Origin of the sequence: Methanococcoides mangrovi (assembly GCF_052057775.1) — an archaeon.
Classification (GTDB): Archaea; Halobacteriota; Methanosarcinia; order Methanosarcinales; family Methanosarcinaceae; genus Methanococcoides.
On record NZ_CP195121.1, the window covers coordinates 1,272,006 to 1,288,307 of the forward strand.

Here is a 16,302-nt window from a genome sequence, read left to right on the forward strand (position 1 = left end):
TCATTTTATTCCAAACCATCATTCTGAACGAGTAGATTCAAGCAGTGATTCACCACTGTCCCAGTACATGACAAAGATGCCAACTACTGCGATGATCGCACCAGCAACTACCCACCAAGCAGTCGGGATACCCATGAAGACATATAATCCGATGATAGCAAAGAGAACGTAGAGAGTAGAAATACTCATACCACGACCGACTCCGATCAAGGGATAGGTCTTCCACATGAATACATATGAAAAGTTACCAGACAGGACTGCGATTGAAGTCCAGATAATGAAAGATGGACTTGAGATTGCTGCACCAAGTGCAGTAGCCACAGCACTAGGACCAAGAAGAAGCAAGTAGATAGGCCAGATTATAACGACCCAGATCATCAACTCACTAAAGAAACGAGTGTGCAGACCAGTATCCGAATCGGTCAGATCAATAACACGTCCGGCAATAGCACCTTCAATACCCCAGCCAATAAATGATGCAATTGCACCAAGATATCCCAGCCAGAGCCCAGCCGGAGCTGCTGGATTTGTGATCTCTGCAATTGTCTGGACCGGATTCAGGATGAAGACGCCTCCAACGATCATAATACCTATACCCATCCAGGCTCTCTTGGTGATGTTTTCACCATACCACCATTTAGCGACAAATGCACCTATAACAGATGTCAGGAGCGCAGCAGATGCTGCAAATGCAGCGCCGATGTAACCTATAGCCAGTGTGGTACCATAGATCGCAATTGGACCTCCAAGGGCTGCTGCAAAAGCATACCACTTAGAGATTTTATAAGTGCGAAGTGTTCTTGGGAAATCAGCAACTTTCCCGGTTCCACCAAGATAAAAAATACCCAATAAAATAACAGTAATAAATATTTGAACGGTCAATATTGTGGCGGTTGCCACCATCATCCCCATGGCACCCTCAGGGAAAGCTGTGAATGTATCCATAGGCGGTACTATCCATTGCATTGTGAAGGCCACGTAAGCCAGACCCCATAGGATTGCACAGATGAATCCAATGATGAAGCCCCACCTTACACGGTTCTTGCTTTCTTTTTTAATTAGCTCATTTAGATCAGCAGTCATATTACAAACTCCATTTTTGCGTTACTAAACAACAGTAGTTGTTCGTACATAATAAGTCACCAGTCATAATATTTAAAAGTTTCTTTATAATAGTAATCTTTATATACTAAAAAAATACAAATGTTTAAATACTAGAGATTAATATTTAGAAATTGTTGGTACAAAAATCAACAAACCATATTGAAAGAAGGTGGAAAAATGACAAGAGACGAAATACTGACTAAGTTGAGTGAAGCTATAGTTGACAATGATGAAGATGCAGGATTGGAAGCAATCGAACAGGGAATAAAAGAAGGACTAAGCCCTGTTGAAATGATCGAGCAGGGACTCTCTGCCGGAATGCTTGATGTAGGAGAAATGTTCGAAGACGGTGAGATCTTCCTCCCACAGGTCATGATGGCTGCATCCACGATGGCAAATCTTGTGGAAGTAGTACAGAAAGAGATCCCGGAAGGTGAAAAAGCAGAAAGTGCTGGAAAGATTGTTCTGGGAACCGTAGAAGGAGATGTCCATGACATCGGTAAGAACATCGTAAAGGTCCTTCTTCAGGCTAATGGATTTGAAGTCTATGATGTTGGCAGAGATGCACCCCTGGAATCATTTATCGAGAAGGCAAAGGAAGTTGATGCAGATATCGTAGCATCCTCCGCACTGATGACAGGAACAATGCAGTTTCAGGCTACACTTGAAGAGATGCTCAAAGATGCAGGAATCCGCGACAGAGTCAAGACAATGATTGGTGGTGCACCATGCACAGACCACTGGGCAGCAAAAATTGGTACAGATGCTTATGCAGAAAATGCCAGTGAAGCAGTAACAAAAGCTCGCGAACTTATGGCAATGTAAAACTGACCTACAATAAATGGAAGTGTAACTATGACCACAACATACTACACCAGAATGGGTGATGGCAGACGCGTTGAAATGACAAAAGAACAGATCAGGAGCGACATTGAAGACGGTATAAACAAGGCTGTCAAGAAGGCAAAAGTCTCTGATCTTTCAGATGATGAGAAAGAACATCTTCTAGAGATATTCACTGCTCCTGAGAGGGTCGTTAGCGTTAATCCTGAAGACCTGATCGTAATGAGCACTGATGTTGCACCTGATACCATATTCATGAACTATAGCGAGTATGGTGGCGTCGGAGTTCCAACAGATACCGTAACTGCAAATATGATCGCAGAAAGAGTAACCGGTCTTGACTGTGTCATGAACGCATTCAGAGGAGGAAACTCCAAAGGCTCTAACGTTTCAGCTATACAGATCCAGCAGGAAACTGAAATGTTACTTATGAACACGATCAACCCAATGTTCTATGTCACCATGCCCAACTTTGGTGCATACTACAAGCCAGATGGCCCATTCGAGAACTGTGGAGACCTGATGGCAGAAGGAAAAATCGAAGAAGCCAAAAAGACATACGAAGAAATCATCCCGGCTTCAGTAAGGGACGTTTCATTCCTTGCTGAAAATGCAGCTTCTGTAGGAGCAGATGCGATCAACATCGACACAACAGCAGCAGCCGGCGATGCGGAATTCCTCGCTGTGCTCAAAGCAACCGAGAAGATCAAAGCAGAAACAAAGATGGGAGTTGCAATCAACATGGCAAACCACTTTGTAATGGGAATGCATGGCGAAGTCGAGTATGATGGACAAATCCTTGGCAGTATGATGCCACACGATCAGGTCAAGATCACCGAAAAAGCAGGTGCTGACATCTGTGGTCCTGTTGCAAACACAAACACCAAGAAATCAGTCGCCTGGAATGTAGCAAGAAGTGTTGCTATCATGAAGGAAGCTTCAAAGGTTTCTAATATACCAGTACACCCAAATCTTGGAATGGGTGTCTGTGGTGCTCCAATGTCCGAAGTTCCCGGAATTGACGCAGTATCAAGAGCAGCAAAAGCACACGTTGAGATTGCTGGAATAGACGGATTATAGTGCGGGCTTGGTGATCCGGTAGGATTCCTGATCACAAATGAGATGTCCGTTGGTATGCACGGAATCAGAACCGCTGGTGACCTCATCATGAGAATGCAGATGAAAGGAATGAGACTCAAAGATGCAAAGGAATATGTTGCCAAGAAACTCAACACCGACGTATTCACCCTCTCTGATGAGCACGAAATGAAAGAAATCAGGGAAGAGCTTGGCATTGGTACCATCTGTGCAGTCCCGGGTCAGCCAAAGGGACTGAAAGCAAAAGCCAAGATCGCTGAAATTCTTGATATTGAGATACCCTGTGTAGACCTCCTAAGGTAAGACAAACTAACTTTGTCAGAAATGGCAAAGTTATTTCTTTTTTCTTTTCGAGTTTCTATAAATCAATGGAATCGTATCTTCAACCCCCATCTAATTCAATTTTTAATCGCATGCCCTACGGAGGCGTGCTTGACCATTTATTCTTTTGTTAAAGATAGCCCATTTACATTCTCATAGTTTAATGACTATGAAGCGCATAAGCATTAACTTAAAACTAATAAATATTAACTATAAGTGAATATGGATTGATCTAAAAGTAATATCTAATATAGAAATATTTATTTCCGATTTAGAAATACCGAAGATTAATCGAGACTTATACGAGGTCGATATTCTTAAAAAAGAATAGACTAAAGATAGTCTATTTAGTGCTTAGACTAAGATAATAGACTATAATCCAGGATATAGACTAAAATAAAATATTACTTCAAATATCTAAGTTTATATCCGAACTAGAATTAATATCGTATAAAAACTTATACGATACGTATAAATCTCTATGCGATAGGAATCTATCTCTAAGGGATAAGATTTTATCTCTAAGAGATAGGTAGATAACTATAAGCGTTAAGAACTTTACTAAAATCGTTAAGAGCTTTACTAAAATCGTTAAGAATCTAACTAAATACATTATAAATATGCCGTTAAGAGGATAAATATATACTTAAAAGACATAGATATATACTTTAAGGGCATAAGTATATACTTAAGAGATATACTCGCTAGCTATAAACTCTTTTAGAAGATACGTAGCTAGAAGTATTTCCCATACTTACTAGCATGTATCCCGCTTACGATCACTCGTTTACATTGTTCCAGTACAGATACTGCACCAGTTTCTTAGTCGCTTTAGTATCCATCCTGAATTTAGATCTGTTCTTACGTATCTTTCGTTTGATTTTTGCCAAAGTACCTCTGTTAACACCCAAATTTTCAGCTGTGTTCTGAGGAAATTCCAGCAACTTATCGAGGATCTTTTCCCTTTTATCATTACTAAGGAATACCTGTGGTTGCCTGCCTTCTAATATCTGCTCATCGATCTTGTTTGTCTCTTTTCCAATGGGCATTATTCCATCGGCATATATGTGCTTTCTTTCCAGCACACCAGTGACACAGTTAAACTTTACTTCCCGATGGTCTACATACTGCATTATGGTCTTGCTCAAAGGTTTGAAGTATTTCATGCCTTTCTTGACCTTGCCTGTATACAGATCGATAAACTTACCGTAAACTACTGTTTGTGAATCGCTGGTATAGGGTACCAGAGGTTTCACAGATGTATTCCCTTCCAGAGTTGTCTGGAATCCTGTATACGCAAAGTTAAATGGTTTTATCCTTTTTCCCCATGGTCTCAACTTATTAACGGTTTTGAAATAATCCAGGATTTCAGGGGTGCTCACAGTAAACTTGGATAATGAATAGAGCATACCGTACTTCTCTACTATCTCTTCCAATGTAATCTTCTCGTGGTGTAAGCCAAGTATATCATACCATACTTCTGCATGCCAGTCATCATTCTCATTGGGAAATGGATTGGCAAGATGTCCAAGACCATGAAGTTTGTAGGATCTGTCTTCACCCATTCCTGCAAGTTCAATCCTGTCCTCATTCAGCGTGTAAAGGGAATACCGTTTACTGCTGATCCCATAAAACAGAACATTATCCCATTCTTTCTTAAGCAATTCAATCTCTTCAAATTCTGGAAATGATAAAAGATAATACTCAACTGGAATCAAAAAAGTTACTCATTAACAGAAACTTCGTTATCCCATTACTCAAGTCTCTCTGTCACATGTGCATTAAGTGTAAAAGGCTTATCAGCCTCTGCATTTTTCTTCATATGATGCAAGGTTCCTTTTGAAAAACCTAACTTTTTCATCTCTTTATTGTCTTTGATATATTCCAGTTACCAAAATAGGATGCACATTCACTGATGTCCTACCTCTTCGGTAAAACCCCATCCTTGTTATTCTAATTTTGTTTATTTTTAGTATAGGCTAACTGATTCAACTAGTAGAAATTGTTTAACATTAACTTATAGTATAATTAATTCTATATTTTGGGATATAAAATAATATAATGTTTTGTATATGGTGAAATTATACCAAAAATTCAGGAATCGAACAATAGATTTTTTATTACAATCCCCAAAGACATAGTTAAGCTTAAAGGATGGAAAAAAGGAACAGTTTTAGAGTTCCGAGAACAAATGGGTACTGTTTGTTTAGTAGAAATAAGATAATCTACTTTAAAGCATAATCTCTTTTTCTATTGCGGCAACTCAGCAATTCCACTTTTATCTAATTCAACTTATTTTTTATATGTAACTACTATGTTCTACAAAAGTTTTGTAATGTGGAATAAAACTATTGTAATGTGGAATTTAATCACAATTGATCAAAAGCGACATCATAAGAATTCTTTATTTTTTACCGATATTCCTACGGTTTATATAGTAAGATAAATCTGTATTATTTGTTAATAAAAAATATTAGCAATATTTATGGAAGTGAATTCAATGAGGAAAAAAATAATTGTATCGTTTACGTGCGATCCAAGAGTCATAAAACACATTGATGCTGTACGAGGTCCTCTCTCAAGAAGTGCATTAATGAATCTAATACTTGCAGATGCAATAGGAATGGAGAATACACCTAAAATAGCTTAATTGCGATCATAAAAAGAATAGGTGCTGATTGTTGCAGCAATCAACACCGAAAGAGCAGGATTTTGTAATCCCTATCCTCCAGATAGAGGTTGATGTCAACAATATATATAATTGTTGCAAAATCATGCCTTCTTTTTTGGTCCTGGACGGAATACATGAAAACTAAGGACTGTAAAGCATACCGTAAAGAGAACGCAAAGGTCATGCTGGACAACTAAAAAAGAGGTGTCCAGCATGGAAGAAAAGAAGAATAACAATATAGAATTATCGGACTGGGCAAAACAGTTCTCCAAAGAACATAAAGCCAGTCTAGATTATTTCTTGAAGTTTGGATCTCCCATAGAAAAGGCCCTTTGTGAAACAGTCCAAGAATTGGCCAAAGGGGACACACTATGAGCAAAGAAGCACCATACTAGGAATGTAGTCGATTTTCTAGCTGCTCTGTAAACAATTGTGTTTTGCATCCAGAATATCCTGACCTTTACACTGATCCAGACGATCCTGAGCCAAAATGCACCCTAGCTAAATCTTACCGTTTGAGGATTGCTAGCAAGTACCGTGGTGTTCTGCGGTATGGTGGCATGACCAAAAGAGAGTATGCAGGGAAAGTTACCTGGGAGAATATTCCAGAGAGTACGAGGGCAACGATACGGAGAGAAGGTAAAAAAAGACTCAATGCCCTACGTTCTCAGAAGGAGAATGAAATACGAATAGTAAAACATGGGGGTGTAAAAGAATGAATGAAAATATAGGATATTCTGAAGGTTTGTTTGTGGAGAACATGTAAGGAAGAAGAGAGGGGTTGCAATTGATTGATTATTCTTTGGTTGAGATCCTCAAAACCATTCCTGAATTTAAGGGTATTGATGGTAATAATTATTCACTATCAGATGGTGAAAACAAATATATCCCTTCTATGAACGCAGACTCGCTTCAAGGCCGTAATGTTGTAAAAATTGTTGAAACTGTTTTTTTAAGAATTGTAGATCATGAAGAGTTTCAAGAATTCTATAATGAACTTGTCGAGCAGAAGAAAGAAACACTTGTTTGGAGAAGGGATTTAGATACGATTCAAGTTTCTACAGAGGATCCAATATGCAATCTTTGGATTGAATCTACAATTGGTAAAAATGTATGCAAATTGCTTGATCTTGTTGAAGAAGGGCTTGAGGGAATTAATATTTTTAACGAAAGTGTAGAAATTGATGTTCGCGAAATCCTTACTGAGTACATAGAGTATAATCAAAAAAGGAATTCATCGGCCGTTTCATTCAAAAGTTGCTATAAGATTTCTATTGCGAATATAGCACAAGGTAGTCTAAGTCTTCCAATTGCAATAATTTCTACTGGAGTTGATCCTGTGCGAATTGGTATGCAGGAGATGTATATACAACCAATCAGTAAAGAAACTAAAAAATTGCTGACGAATAAACCTATTTTCGAATCTAAACAATTTAGAGAAAGCGTTTTTAGAAAAGAACTTTTGAAGAAATATGGTATTTCAGACAAAGAAGAAGGGGAATATAGCACAACAAAAGGTTTGAATGAGTTGTGGGATGAATTTTTAGGCCTTTGCTATGAGGAAACTTTACCAGTGCCAAAAGAAGAAATTCAAAACTGTAAAAACCTGACTAATGTTTTGGAAATGGCTGTTACCGGTGGTTTAGAAATAGATCATACGTTGTACCTTTTATTGAGTGCACAGATTCCTCTAATCAATCCAAATATTCTGGATCCCGAGGAGTATATGCCTTATGCACCGCATCAGCTTTTAATAACAAATTCCAAGACCGGTAAAACTACAACCGCATCAAGGATATCTGAAAACGTAGTTAGGGATGCTACAGTTTCTAACCTTTTAGGATTTTCAACATCTGATACAAAACATATAGGGTTGATGCACGGTCAAGTAAACACTACTTTTATTGACGAATTAACAGAATCGATGGAAACCGAAGTATCAAATGGTCTTTCTAATTATATGGAAACTGGAATTACATATAGAGCAAGAGGGACGGGGATAAAAGTAAGAGGGCATAGCCCAATTGTATTTTTAGCAAACCCAGTTGCTTTTGGAAAAAGTGAAACCTATATTGAAATCTATGAAATATTTCATGAAACATTAACCCGTGCAACCGGAAATCCAACAGCATTAGGATCTAGGTTAGGAACAGTGCTCTTTAATCCGAACTTGAAAACTGCAAGCGGTGAAAGGGTCGAGAATTATGTTTCTAAGAATGCACATAAGGTTTTGAAAACGGTGTCCTGGTGTTTGCGTAATGATTTCTCCGACTTATTTAAAGATAAGAAGGTATTGAGTTGGTTGAATAAACCATTTCCAGAACAATACATTAGTGAAATAGAAAAGATTGTAAAAGACATACCGATAAATGCAATAAAGGAATTTTTTAAAGGTAACAAAGATTCATATCGGCATGTCAGAGGGACGGCTTTACACATCGTTTTCTATCAGAATTTTGAAAGGTATATGGGCAATAACAAACCTAAAATCACTGAATTATTAGAAGAGTGTGAGGAACAATACCAACTTCTCTGTGAACTAAATTTAGATTCGTTTAGAAAAATTGCATCTATAAAAGTAGATAGATCATTTTTTGAAAGGAAGGTTGAGAGAGCTCCAGAATACATAAAAGTGCTTTTGGAAACTGTAAGTCGATATGGGGAGAAATTGGAAAGAATTCCTTATGATGATCTTGAAACTCCGTTTAATACTTTAACAAAGAAAGAAGGGAAATACTCTACATTTGGAAGATTAAACCAAAGTGTTTTTAAGAGTTTACAGAAAACTAATTCATATTTAAATGGTTTTGGATTTGAGATCTTAAAGACTGAAGATGTGAGAATCTTAAAGATAATTGATTCGGATACTGCTACGTTTGTGTTGGATTTTATGGATAATAAAAATATAGGGTACAGTGGGTACAATGGGTACAATAGTGAAACTGATAATGTTTTTTCTGTACCCACTTCGTACTCATCGTACCCCCGTACCCAATGCAATATATTGAGTACGGGAAAAACAGTTTCAGAAGAAGGTTTGTACCCGTCGGACCCATCGTACCACAACTTCTCTATGGGTACCGACATGCAAGAATGTGCTGAAAGGTGGAAGCAATCCAATAAAACAGAAGTGAATAACTCGAACATTGATAGATTCATTGTGGATTTCTTGATCGATCAAGGTCAATCCGGTAAAAAGTATGACCCACAGGAAGTAAGAACTTTTGCAGACAAGATGTTCAAGATCAAATAATAATGATGAGAGGTTAAAAGAAAGATGGTGGTAGATTATGTCATGCGATACCTTTGCAAAAATTAAAGAAAGAAATATATCCCGTACTGGCAATGGCAGTTATGGGATTATTCTGCCTAAAAAATGGATGAAGCAAGTGGGGGAAAATCTCAAAACTGTAAAGATTGCGTTTGGAGAAAATGACGAGTTGATAATCACAAAGGGAAGCAAAAGAATACCGAAGGGTAAAGAAACGGTAGGAAGAATGTGATATAATCTTTGCAGGTAAAGCAAGAAGGCAAACATGCTTTTACCCGTGAATATATTTTTAATTCAACTTTTTTATACTTTTTATCTGCTTCAGCAAATACTCCATATTATTCTGCAACGTTTCCTGATCAAGGGCGAGGTTTTCTACAGCATCGATTATTTCATTTATTTTTTTCCGGATAAAGTACAGGTCTGTTTCAGGAGGAAGTGTGTTAAGATCCACCACTTTCCTAGTGCCACATATTGAGCATCGGGGGTCTTCAACTTTGCTAAGATATTCTCTCCCACATCCCAGACATTTTACCTGTCGCTTATGAATTCGATTATTTGTCATGGAAATCCCTTTGGAATAATTGGTAATATTAGGATATCTATGATGGTAATATGTGGTATTTTATGGTAATAAATTTAACGCATTTTTAGCAAGTTTGCAGATTATAATACATATTCTATGTATTTTGAAGAGATTACCCGTGCGGGCGAGGCGACGGGCCGGAAAACGATAGAAAAAAAAAGAGTGTAAAGAAAAACAATAGTACAAAATTATATGCTATCTCTGAAATATATCAAAGAGCATAACCCCAGATATCAAAAAGGATTAGAGAAATGGATGATAATACTATACCATTTTCATTCCTTTCTTGCTTTGCTTAATGCCTTAGCCATTATTTCTGGATCCTCTTGGAACTTCCCGAGTATTTCACTTAATGCAGCTTGGTGTTCCTTCATTCTTTCCAATTCTGCCTTTACTTTTTGTAATTCGGACCTTTCAACAATGTTTTTCACATTTTCCGCTTTCAATGCTTCATTTTCTTGTTTCATTTCCTGGAATTGTGGACTTTCGGAAACATCCATTTCTTTCTGGATCGTCAAATAAGGCACATATCTTAGATAACGTTCTTTCATTTTCTCTTTATCAGCTCTAAAGTATGCAGCTCTAGTTTCATCTATTGTATGTCCCATCAGAAATTCTACAAAAAAGGTATCTGCACCAGCATTATATAAGATAGAATTAAACATCTTTCTCATATTATGGGATCGTATGACCTGCCATTTACCGCTAGGTGTCGCTTTGCCTGCCCTTGTGGCTAAGGTCCTGTAGACATCAGTAAGACCCATTAAGTCCAGTTTTCTTAATTCTTCGTTATGAGTTTCTAAATAATTTTCAGGAACAATTTTTTTTATAAATAAATAATCATTGTTTCTATGTATCTTTCTTTTTTCGTGTACACTGTCCCTGACTTTCCCTCTATAGTTTGGGACCGTGTTTCTGAATTTCACATATTTACAAATGGCTCTTGTTGCTTCGGGTGATAGGAATGTCATAAAATCAACATTGACTTTTTCCCTTCTTAATTCCAGTGTGGCTATTTCTGTTTCAGGATCATACCCATTCTAAAAGCTGCTTACTTTCAGGTTCATAACTTCATTAGCTGCAAGACCGCTTGATATCTGTGTAAGGACTATGGCCTTGTTTCTGATGCTTGCATAATCTAGAATTTCCCTGATAGTATCCTTATCTGGTATTTGCTTATTTTCTTCTAAAGCCTGTACCTTCTTGCCCTTTCTGCTTATTTTTGGTAAATCAATATCATAGGCTTTGTAAAATGCTTTAGCTGATCCAAATAAATCATTTATCGACTTTGGTGCTAGACCACTATCATTTAGTTCTCGTTTGAATCCTAAAAGACGTGCTTTTATCTTACGTTCCCTCATTAGCTTACCTTGCTTGATCTCCTGCTCTGCTTCTTCCAACAATTCAGTTGGTGTCATGCCTGTATATTCGGTGTACCTTTGCATACCAAACAATCTGTTCCTTCTGGTATTCTTTGCATAGTCGGAACTATCAAACCAGTCTAAAATCAAAGGATCTGTTTCAAGTGTATTTATGTCCATGATATTCAATTAACTTCTATATGATATAAAACTTTAGAACATCACACAAACATCGTTTGCAGTGTTGACCCCTGAAACCGATACAATGAATTCCTTTGAGCTTTCCATTGTCTCATCCCGGTAGAACTCATCATCGTCATAACGGTAGTATCCTTCACTTTCATTATCGTTTTCATATTCGTGATCGCTTTCATTTTCCCGATAACTGCTGTTCTTCTTACTCTCAAAATCGCTTTTGATGAAAAGTCTTGCAAGTACTGCTGCAACGGATGATGATATTCCTGGAAGCCATGCCACTATTGAGCCGGCTGCGCTGCCGGTGACCACTCCCCGGACAATTCTTTTTACAGGAAGGTCTATTCCCGAATATCTCTGGGGCGGGATGTGGGATCCTGAAAGCAGGCTGATGAGCAATTGTGATGCCCCGAAAAGGCCGCTTAGAAGCGGGAGGAGTATTGAAGGCGATCCGAAGTCGAGCAGGGGGTCCATATGGGTTTCCATCCTGAAGGCGAACGTTCCGAGGATCCCTGTGAGAATAAAGAGTATGAGGGCGTATGCCTTGTACCTGTATTTTGCAAGTGAACCCTGGTTGATCACGTATTCACCTTTCTCACTCAGTATAAGTACGGCAGCAATTATCAGGAGAAACAGGCCAAGGTAGTTCTGGAGTATGGGGTAGAGCTTGCTGAATACGAATGCGAGGGGGATTGCTAGTATCAGTGAGAATGCAACCGATCCCGCGCTTCCCAGGGCTGAGAGGCGTATGGCTTCCGCCCCCCGTCCTTCGAGCAGCAGCCGGTGTCCGGGAAGGACCGCCAGTGCCATGTCGTCATTGGGGGCTCCCAGATAGACAGCCGGGATGATGTCGTGGAGTATATTTATTTTTTAGTTAATACATACACTTTACTATTAAGAGGTTTAGAAATGTTAGTAAAGGAATTAAAAGAAGACTCTATAATCTGTGATTGGCTGGATACTATGGGAGCCAAGAAAAACACAGTTAGCAATTACTTGTTAGGCATGCAACATTATACCGATTACACAGACAAAACCCCGTTACAGCTCTTAGAGGAAGCAGAATCTGAAATCAAGCAGGGTAAATTGATGCGCGAAAGGATAGTCAAAAAGCAGCTTGTGGGATTCAAAAAGCATCTGATTGATTAGGACTTAGCACCGTTGACTATCAAAGGCTATCTTACAGGGGCTAAATCGTTCTACCGTTGTTTTGATATAGATCTCCCCAACCTTCCCCGGAACACCAGCAAACCAAGACCGCTTAAGAAACATTCTGAGATTCCAACGAAGGATGAACTCAGAGAAGTCCTAAAAGTATGCGATTTACGCGAGAAGGCAATGATACTTGTTGGTATTTCATCAGGATTAAGTGGTAATGAAATAATAAACCTTAAGCTTAAATCATTCCTCGAAGGCTACGATCCAGATACAGAAATAACAACTTTTGATTTAAGAAGGGAAAAGGTAGGATTTGATTTTATCACCTTCCTTACACCAGAAGCAAGCAGGGCAGTATGGGACTATTTGAATTATCGTAATAGGCATGTTGAAACAAACATTACGCATCGAAAGAACCAGTTAAAGAAACAGCATACTTTCGATGATAAAGGATATCTGTTTATCAAGAAGTTCATTGATGATGAATTCCTAGAAACCGGGGATGAGGAATTAAGAAAACTCGATAAAAACACATTTTTTAAGTTGTACCGCACGGTTTCAGACAAGGCCGGTAAAGCTTCCATTCCTGGAGATTGGAACAAAATAAGATCTCACAATATAAGGAAGATGTTTAATTCTCATTTGCTCAATGCTGGTTGTGATTCCTTCATGGTTGAATACTGGATGGGGCATACCTTAAGTGACACTCAGGCGGCCTACTTCCGCAGCAGCCCGGAAAAGATGAGAAATATCTACCAGAAGTATATACCATATTTGACCATTCAGAAAGAGCTCGATATATCTGAATCCGCAGAATACCAGCAGATCGCAAAAGAGAACGACGTTCTCAGGGCCGAAACTGCAAGGCATGTTGTCGAAAGGTCCGAACTACAGGAAGTAAAAGCTGAATTGGAGAATATGAAAATCCATCAAGCCGCATTAAATGAAATACTGGAGAAATTAAAAGAGGATCCGGAAACAATGATAAAGGCATTAAGCAAAGCAGGAAAGGAATGAACACGGGATGGTATCATCTATCCATTTCTCTAATCCTTTTTGAGCTCTGGGGTTATGCTCTTTGACATCTTCCAGAGATAGCATATAATTTTGTACTATTGTTTTTCTTTTCACTCTTTTTTTCGATTGTTTTCCGGCTTGTCGCCTCGCCCGCTTAGGTGATCTCTTCAAAATACATAGAATATGTATTATAATCTACAATTTCGCTAAAAAAACGTCATATTTATTACCGAAAAAATCCATATATTACCACAAATATAACCGTTTATTACCATTTGTTCCAAGAGGATTTTCCATGACTAATGATCGAGTTCGTAAGCGACAGGTTAGATGCCTAGGGTGTGGAAGAGAATATTTAAGCAAAGTTGAAAATCCTCGATGTTCTGTATGTGGTACCAGGAAAGTCGTGGATCTTAAAACCCTTCCTCCAGAAACGGATTTGTACTTAATCCGAAAAAAAATAAATGAAATCATCGATGCCGTAGAAGACCTCGCCCTCGATCAGCAGACGTTACAGAAAAACCAAGAGTATTTGCTGAAGCAGATAAAAAGTGTAAAAAAATCTAATTAAAAATGTATTTACAATAAGGACATAGCGTTCTCGTGCTTCATTTGCAAAGGCAATATCATCTTCTTCTTTCACCGTTCATTTCCTCTTTTTATTCATTTTCTGTCCTTTGTGATGCCACTGCAAGACCTGAAAGACCTTTTTCTAAATCCTATGCGTAAAAAAGTAAAAATAAAAAACATACATAGGGACTTTAAAAAAAGCCTTTCAAGTCTTGCATCAATAAAGAAGATAATAAGTCAACTAAAGAATGAAATTAATTATGTGAATTTAATTTAAAAAAGAATAGAATGAATACAATTAATTAAATGCTGCTCTGCTCAGTTTTCAGAATAACACGTCCGATTTTGTTTTGATATATGGAATCAGGTTTCCATCTTCTATATATCTCGTACATCTTCCCTCTTTTACCATTCGATGCGGTCCTCTGCACGTCATTGATACCATATTTAAAAAGATGTTGCGATAAAGTACCAACATTATTTGGTCTCCTGCTCTCATCTACATCTTCTTTTTCACAATATATATGATACAATCTCAGGAAGTCGTCTTTATCGAAATACATCGGTCTCTGGCTTTCGACCATGTTATCATCAAGGAATCTAAACAAGGGATCTGCATTATAATTCCACCTCTCCAACACTTCGGAAGGTGAAGAGCTACACAATAAGCCTTTGTTCCTGATCTGGATAACTGTATCAAGCACCTTGTTAAAGAAACCACTTATGTGTTCCGGTGTAAAAACACGATCATAAAAACCGGGATCGACTTCGAATATGTTCGGGAAATAGATTAGTTCAGCCCTTCCCCAAAATGCAGTATCTTTCTGCAGCTTGCTTACATCTGGTGGCGTGTTACATGCATAGCAGTGTACAGCGTTGATTTTTGCATCATATCCTTGCTGGTTTTTTCTTTCTATCCAATGCCATGCTCCACCTGTAAGAGTTTTGATAATTCCGCCTTCCTTTAGTGGAATGTCTGACATATCATCATATACATTCATCACTTTTCCTTCAAGGTTCGCTTTACTAAATCGATCAGAAGTCAATTGCTGCAATGATACCGAACTTATGTTAACATCTCCGAGAGTATGGAGCAACAGAGTTAGATAAGAGGTTTTACCAGCGTCTTTGTCTCCCTGCAGGACATAGAATTTTTTGTATGGCATCGGTAGAAGTGTTTGTAGGATTGCTTGTGCTGGAATCTGATAAAGGAAATCAACGTCCTCTTCTTCCACATATTGAGTTATTACATGATTATGTATAATATCTCCAGACATATCAGGATTATAGACCACCGGAAGCCTGTAGTTAAATTTGTAATATGGGTCACTTGGTATAAGTTCCCTGATTCCCTTATCAAAGTCGATCTTTACAAAGCCATTTGCTACAGGGATAATATTTTCATGGTTGTTGAATGGATATTCTGTGTAGGGATCATAACGAACCAAACGGTGTATAATTTCCCTTGTAGCTGATTCAAAAGAACCTTTATACCTATTATTAGTAAATCCCACATTTCTTAAAATTTCATGTACCATGCTTTCGATTTTCTCTTTTCCTTCCTGATAATATCCGCCTTGATAAATGTACAACTGACCACAAAAGCTTATCACATTGTAGAATTCTGCAATAGCCTCTACAACTGCATCATGCTCTATCTTAATCCTCTTGCTTTCGGTTTCTGAAACTGAGAAACATCTTTCTAGGTTGCCTTTTCCAATTGCTGCAATATTACTATACCAAGGCAATTCGTTTAGTTTTTCGATAAAGCTATCTGTGAGTGTTAAAAGCTCGGCCTTGTCGCTGTCTTCCTTCTTGCCTGTAAAATGGCTTATCATACAGGATATGGTCTTTTTGTCCTTGCCTGTGATTTTCCCTTTCCTGAACTTCTAAACTTCCGTCTTGCGTCCTTTGTTGGTGGGTGGTGTATGACAATAATATTTTACAAATTCTCCATCCAACATAAAGCGAATCTTGCACAAATCATAATCAATGTGGATGGTCTTATCCACAAATGGAGTATTTGAAGGATCCATTAAAACGCACCCCCTACTTGCCATATAGGATAAGTCGATAAATATTCATTTTTCGTGAGCACACTAACAAT

At 38.1% G+C, this 16,302-nt stretch carries 14 protein-coding genes and 1 pseudogene; 8 read left to right on the top strand and 7 right to left on the bottom strand.

Annotation, left to right across the window (positions count from 1 at the left end):
* Positions 1-18: 18 nt before the first annotated feature.
* The gene (locus tag ACR3I3_RS06565) at positions 19-1,083 is read right to left on the bottom strand and encodes a hypothetical protein (protein WP_440951471.1); all 1,065 of its coding nucleotides are present in this window, start codon (positions 1,081-1,083) and stop codon (positions 19-21) included.
* A gap of 198 nt (positions 1,084-1,281) precedes the next feature.
* On the opposite strand from ACR3I3_RS06565, the gene ACR3I3_RS06570 reads away from it, so the two are divergent.
* Positions 1,282-1,929, top strand: coding sequence for a methyltransferase cognate corrinoid protein (locus tag ACR3I3_RS06570; protein ID WP_440951472.1), 648 nt, complete (start codon positions 1,282-1,284; stop codon positions 1,927-1,929).
* A gap of 78 nt (positions 1,930-2,007) precedes the next feature.
* Positions 2,008-3,348: pseudogene (mtbB, locus tag ACR3I3_RS06575) on the top strand ([dimethylamine--corrinoid protein] Co-methyltransferase).
* A gap of 797 nt (positions 3,349-4,145) precedes the next feature.
* Here mtbB and ACR3I3_RS06580 read toward each other — a convergent pair.
* A complete protein-coding gene (locus tag ACR3I3_RS06580) occupies positions 4,146-5,084 on the bottom strand; it encodes a hypothetical protein (protein ID WP_440951473.1) in 939 nt (312 codons plus the stop codon).
* Positions 5,085-6,250: 1,166 nt separating this feature from the next.
* Between ACR3I3_RS06580 and ACR3I3_RS06585 the strand changes: the two genes are divergently transcribed.
* The 4 genes from ACR3I3_RS06585 (at position 6,251) to ACR3I3_RS06600 (ending at position 9,540) form a co-directional block, all read left to right on the top strand.
* Positions 6,251-6,412, top strand: a complete 162-nt coding sequence (locus tag ACR3I3_RS06585) for a hypothetical protein (RefSeq protein ID WP_440951474.1) — start codon at positions 6,251-6,253, stop codon at positions 6,410-6,412.
* Positions 6,413-6,597: 185 nt separating this feature from the next.
* Positions 6,598-6,756 carry a hypothetical protein gene (locus tag ACR3I3_RS06590; RefSeq protein ID WP_440951475.1) on the top strand — a complete coding sequence of 53 codons (159 nt, stop codon included), beginning with the start codon at positions 6,598-6,600 and terminating at the stop codon, positions 6,754-6,756.
* A 68-nt stretch (positions 6,757-6,824) separates the two neighbouring features.
* A complete protein-coding gene (locus ACR3I3_RS06595; protein WP_440951476.1) occupies positions 6,825-9,290 on the top strand; it encodes a hypothetical protein in 2,466 nt (821 codons plus the stop codon).
* A 37-nt stretch (positions 9,291-9,327) separates the two neighbouring features.
* A complete protein-coding gene (locus tag ACR3I3_RS06600) occupies positions 9,328-9,540 on the top strand; it encodes a hypothetical protein (protein ID WP_440951477.1) in 213 nt (70 codons plus the stop codon).
* Between the two features lie 57 nt (positions 9,541-9,597).
* Here the strand turns inward: ACR3I3_RS06600 and ACR3I3_RS06605 are convergent, their stop codons facing one another.
* From ACR3I3_RS06605 to ACR3I3_RS06620, 4 genes are all read right to left on the bottom strand, one after another.
* Positions 9,598-9,765: a hypothetical protein gene (locus ACR3I3_RS06605; protein WP_440951478.1), complete on the bottom strand. Its 168-nt coding sequence runs from the start codon at positions 9,763-9,765 to the stop codon at positions 9,598-9,600.
* A gap of 404 nt (positions 9,766-10,169) precedes the next feature.
* Complete coding sequence (locus ACR3I3_RS06610) at positions 10,170-10,865, bottom strand: tyrosine-type recombinase/integrase (RefSeq protein ID WP_440951479.1); 696 nt, start codon at positions 10,863-10,865, stop codon at positions 10,170-10,172.
* A 69-nt stretch (positions 10,866-10,934) separates the two neighbouring features.
* Entirely contained in the window at positions 10,935-11,435 is a 501-nt protein-coding gene (locus tag ACR3I3_RS06615; RefSeq protein WP_440951480.1) for a hypothetical protein, read from the bottom strand.
* A 33-nt stretch (positions 11,436-11,468) separates the two neighbouring features.
* Positions 11,469-12,260 (bottom strand): tripartite tricarboxylate transporter permease, encoded by a 792-nt coding sequence (locus ACR3I3_RS06620; RefSeq protein WP_440951481.1) that lies wholly within the window; start codon positions 12,258-12,260, stop codon positions 11,469-11,471.
* Between the two features lie 99 nt (positions 12,261-12,359).
* On the opposite strand from ACR3I3_RS06620, the gene ACR3I3_RS06625 reads away from it, so the two are divergent.
* The gene (locus tag ACR3I3_RS06625) at positions 12,360-12,599 is read left to right on the top strand and encodes a hypothetical protein (RefSeq protein WP_440951482.1); all 240 of its coding nucleotides are present in this window, start codon (positions 12,360-12,362) and stop codon (positions 12,597-12,599) included.
* 12 nt (positions 12,600-12,611) lie between these two features.
* Positions 12,612-13,625 carry a tyrosine-type recombinase/integrase gene (locus ACR3I3_RS06630; RefSeq protein ID WP_440951483.1) on the top strand — a complete coding sequence of 338 codons (1,014 nt, stop codon included), beginning with the start codon at positions 12,612-12,614 and terminating at the stop codon, positions 13,623-13,625.
* Positions 13,626-14,497: 872 nt separating this feature from the next.
* Here ACR3I3_RS06630 and ACR3I3_RS06635 read toward each other — a convergent pair.
* A complete protein-coding gene (locus tag ACR3I3_RS06635; protein ID WP_440951484.1) occupies positions 14,498-16,033 on the bottom strand; it encodes a DUF5906 domain-containing protein in 1,536 nt (511 codons plus the stop codon).
* Positions 16,034-16,302: the final 269 nt, after the last annotated feature.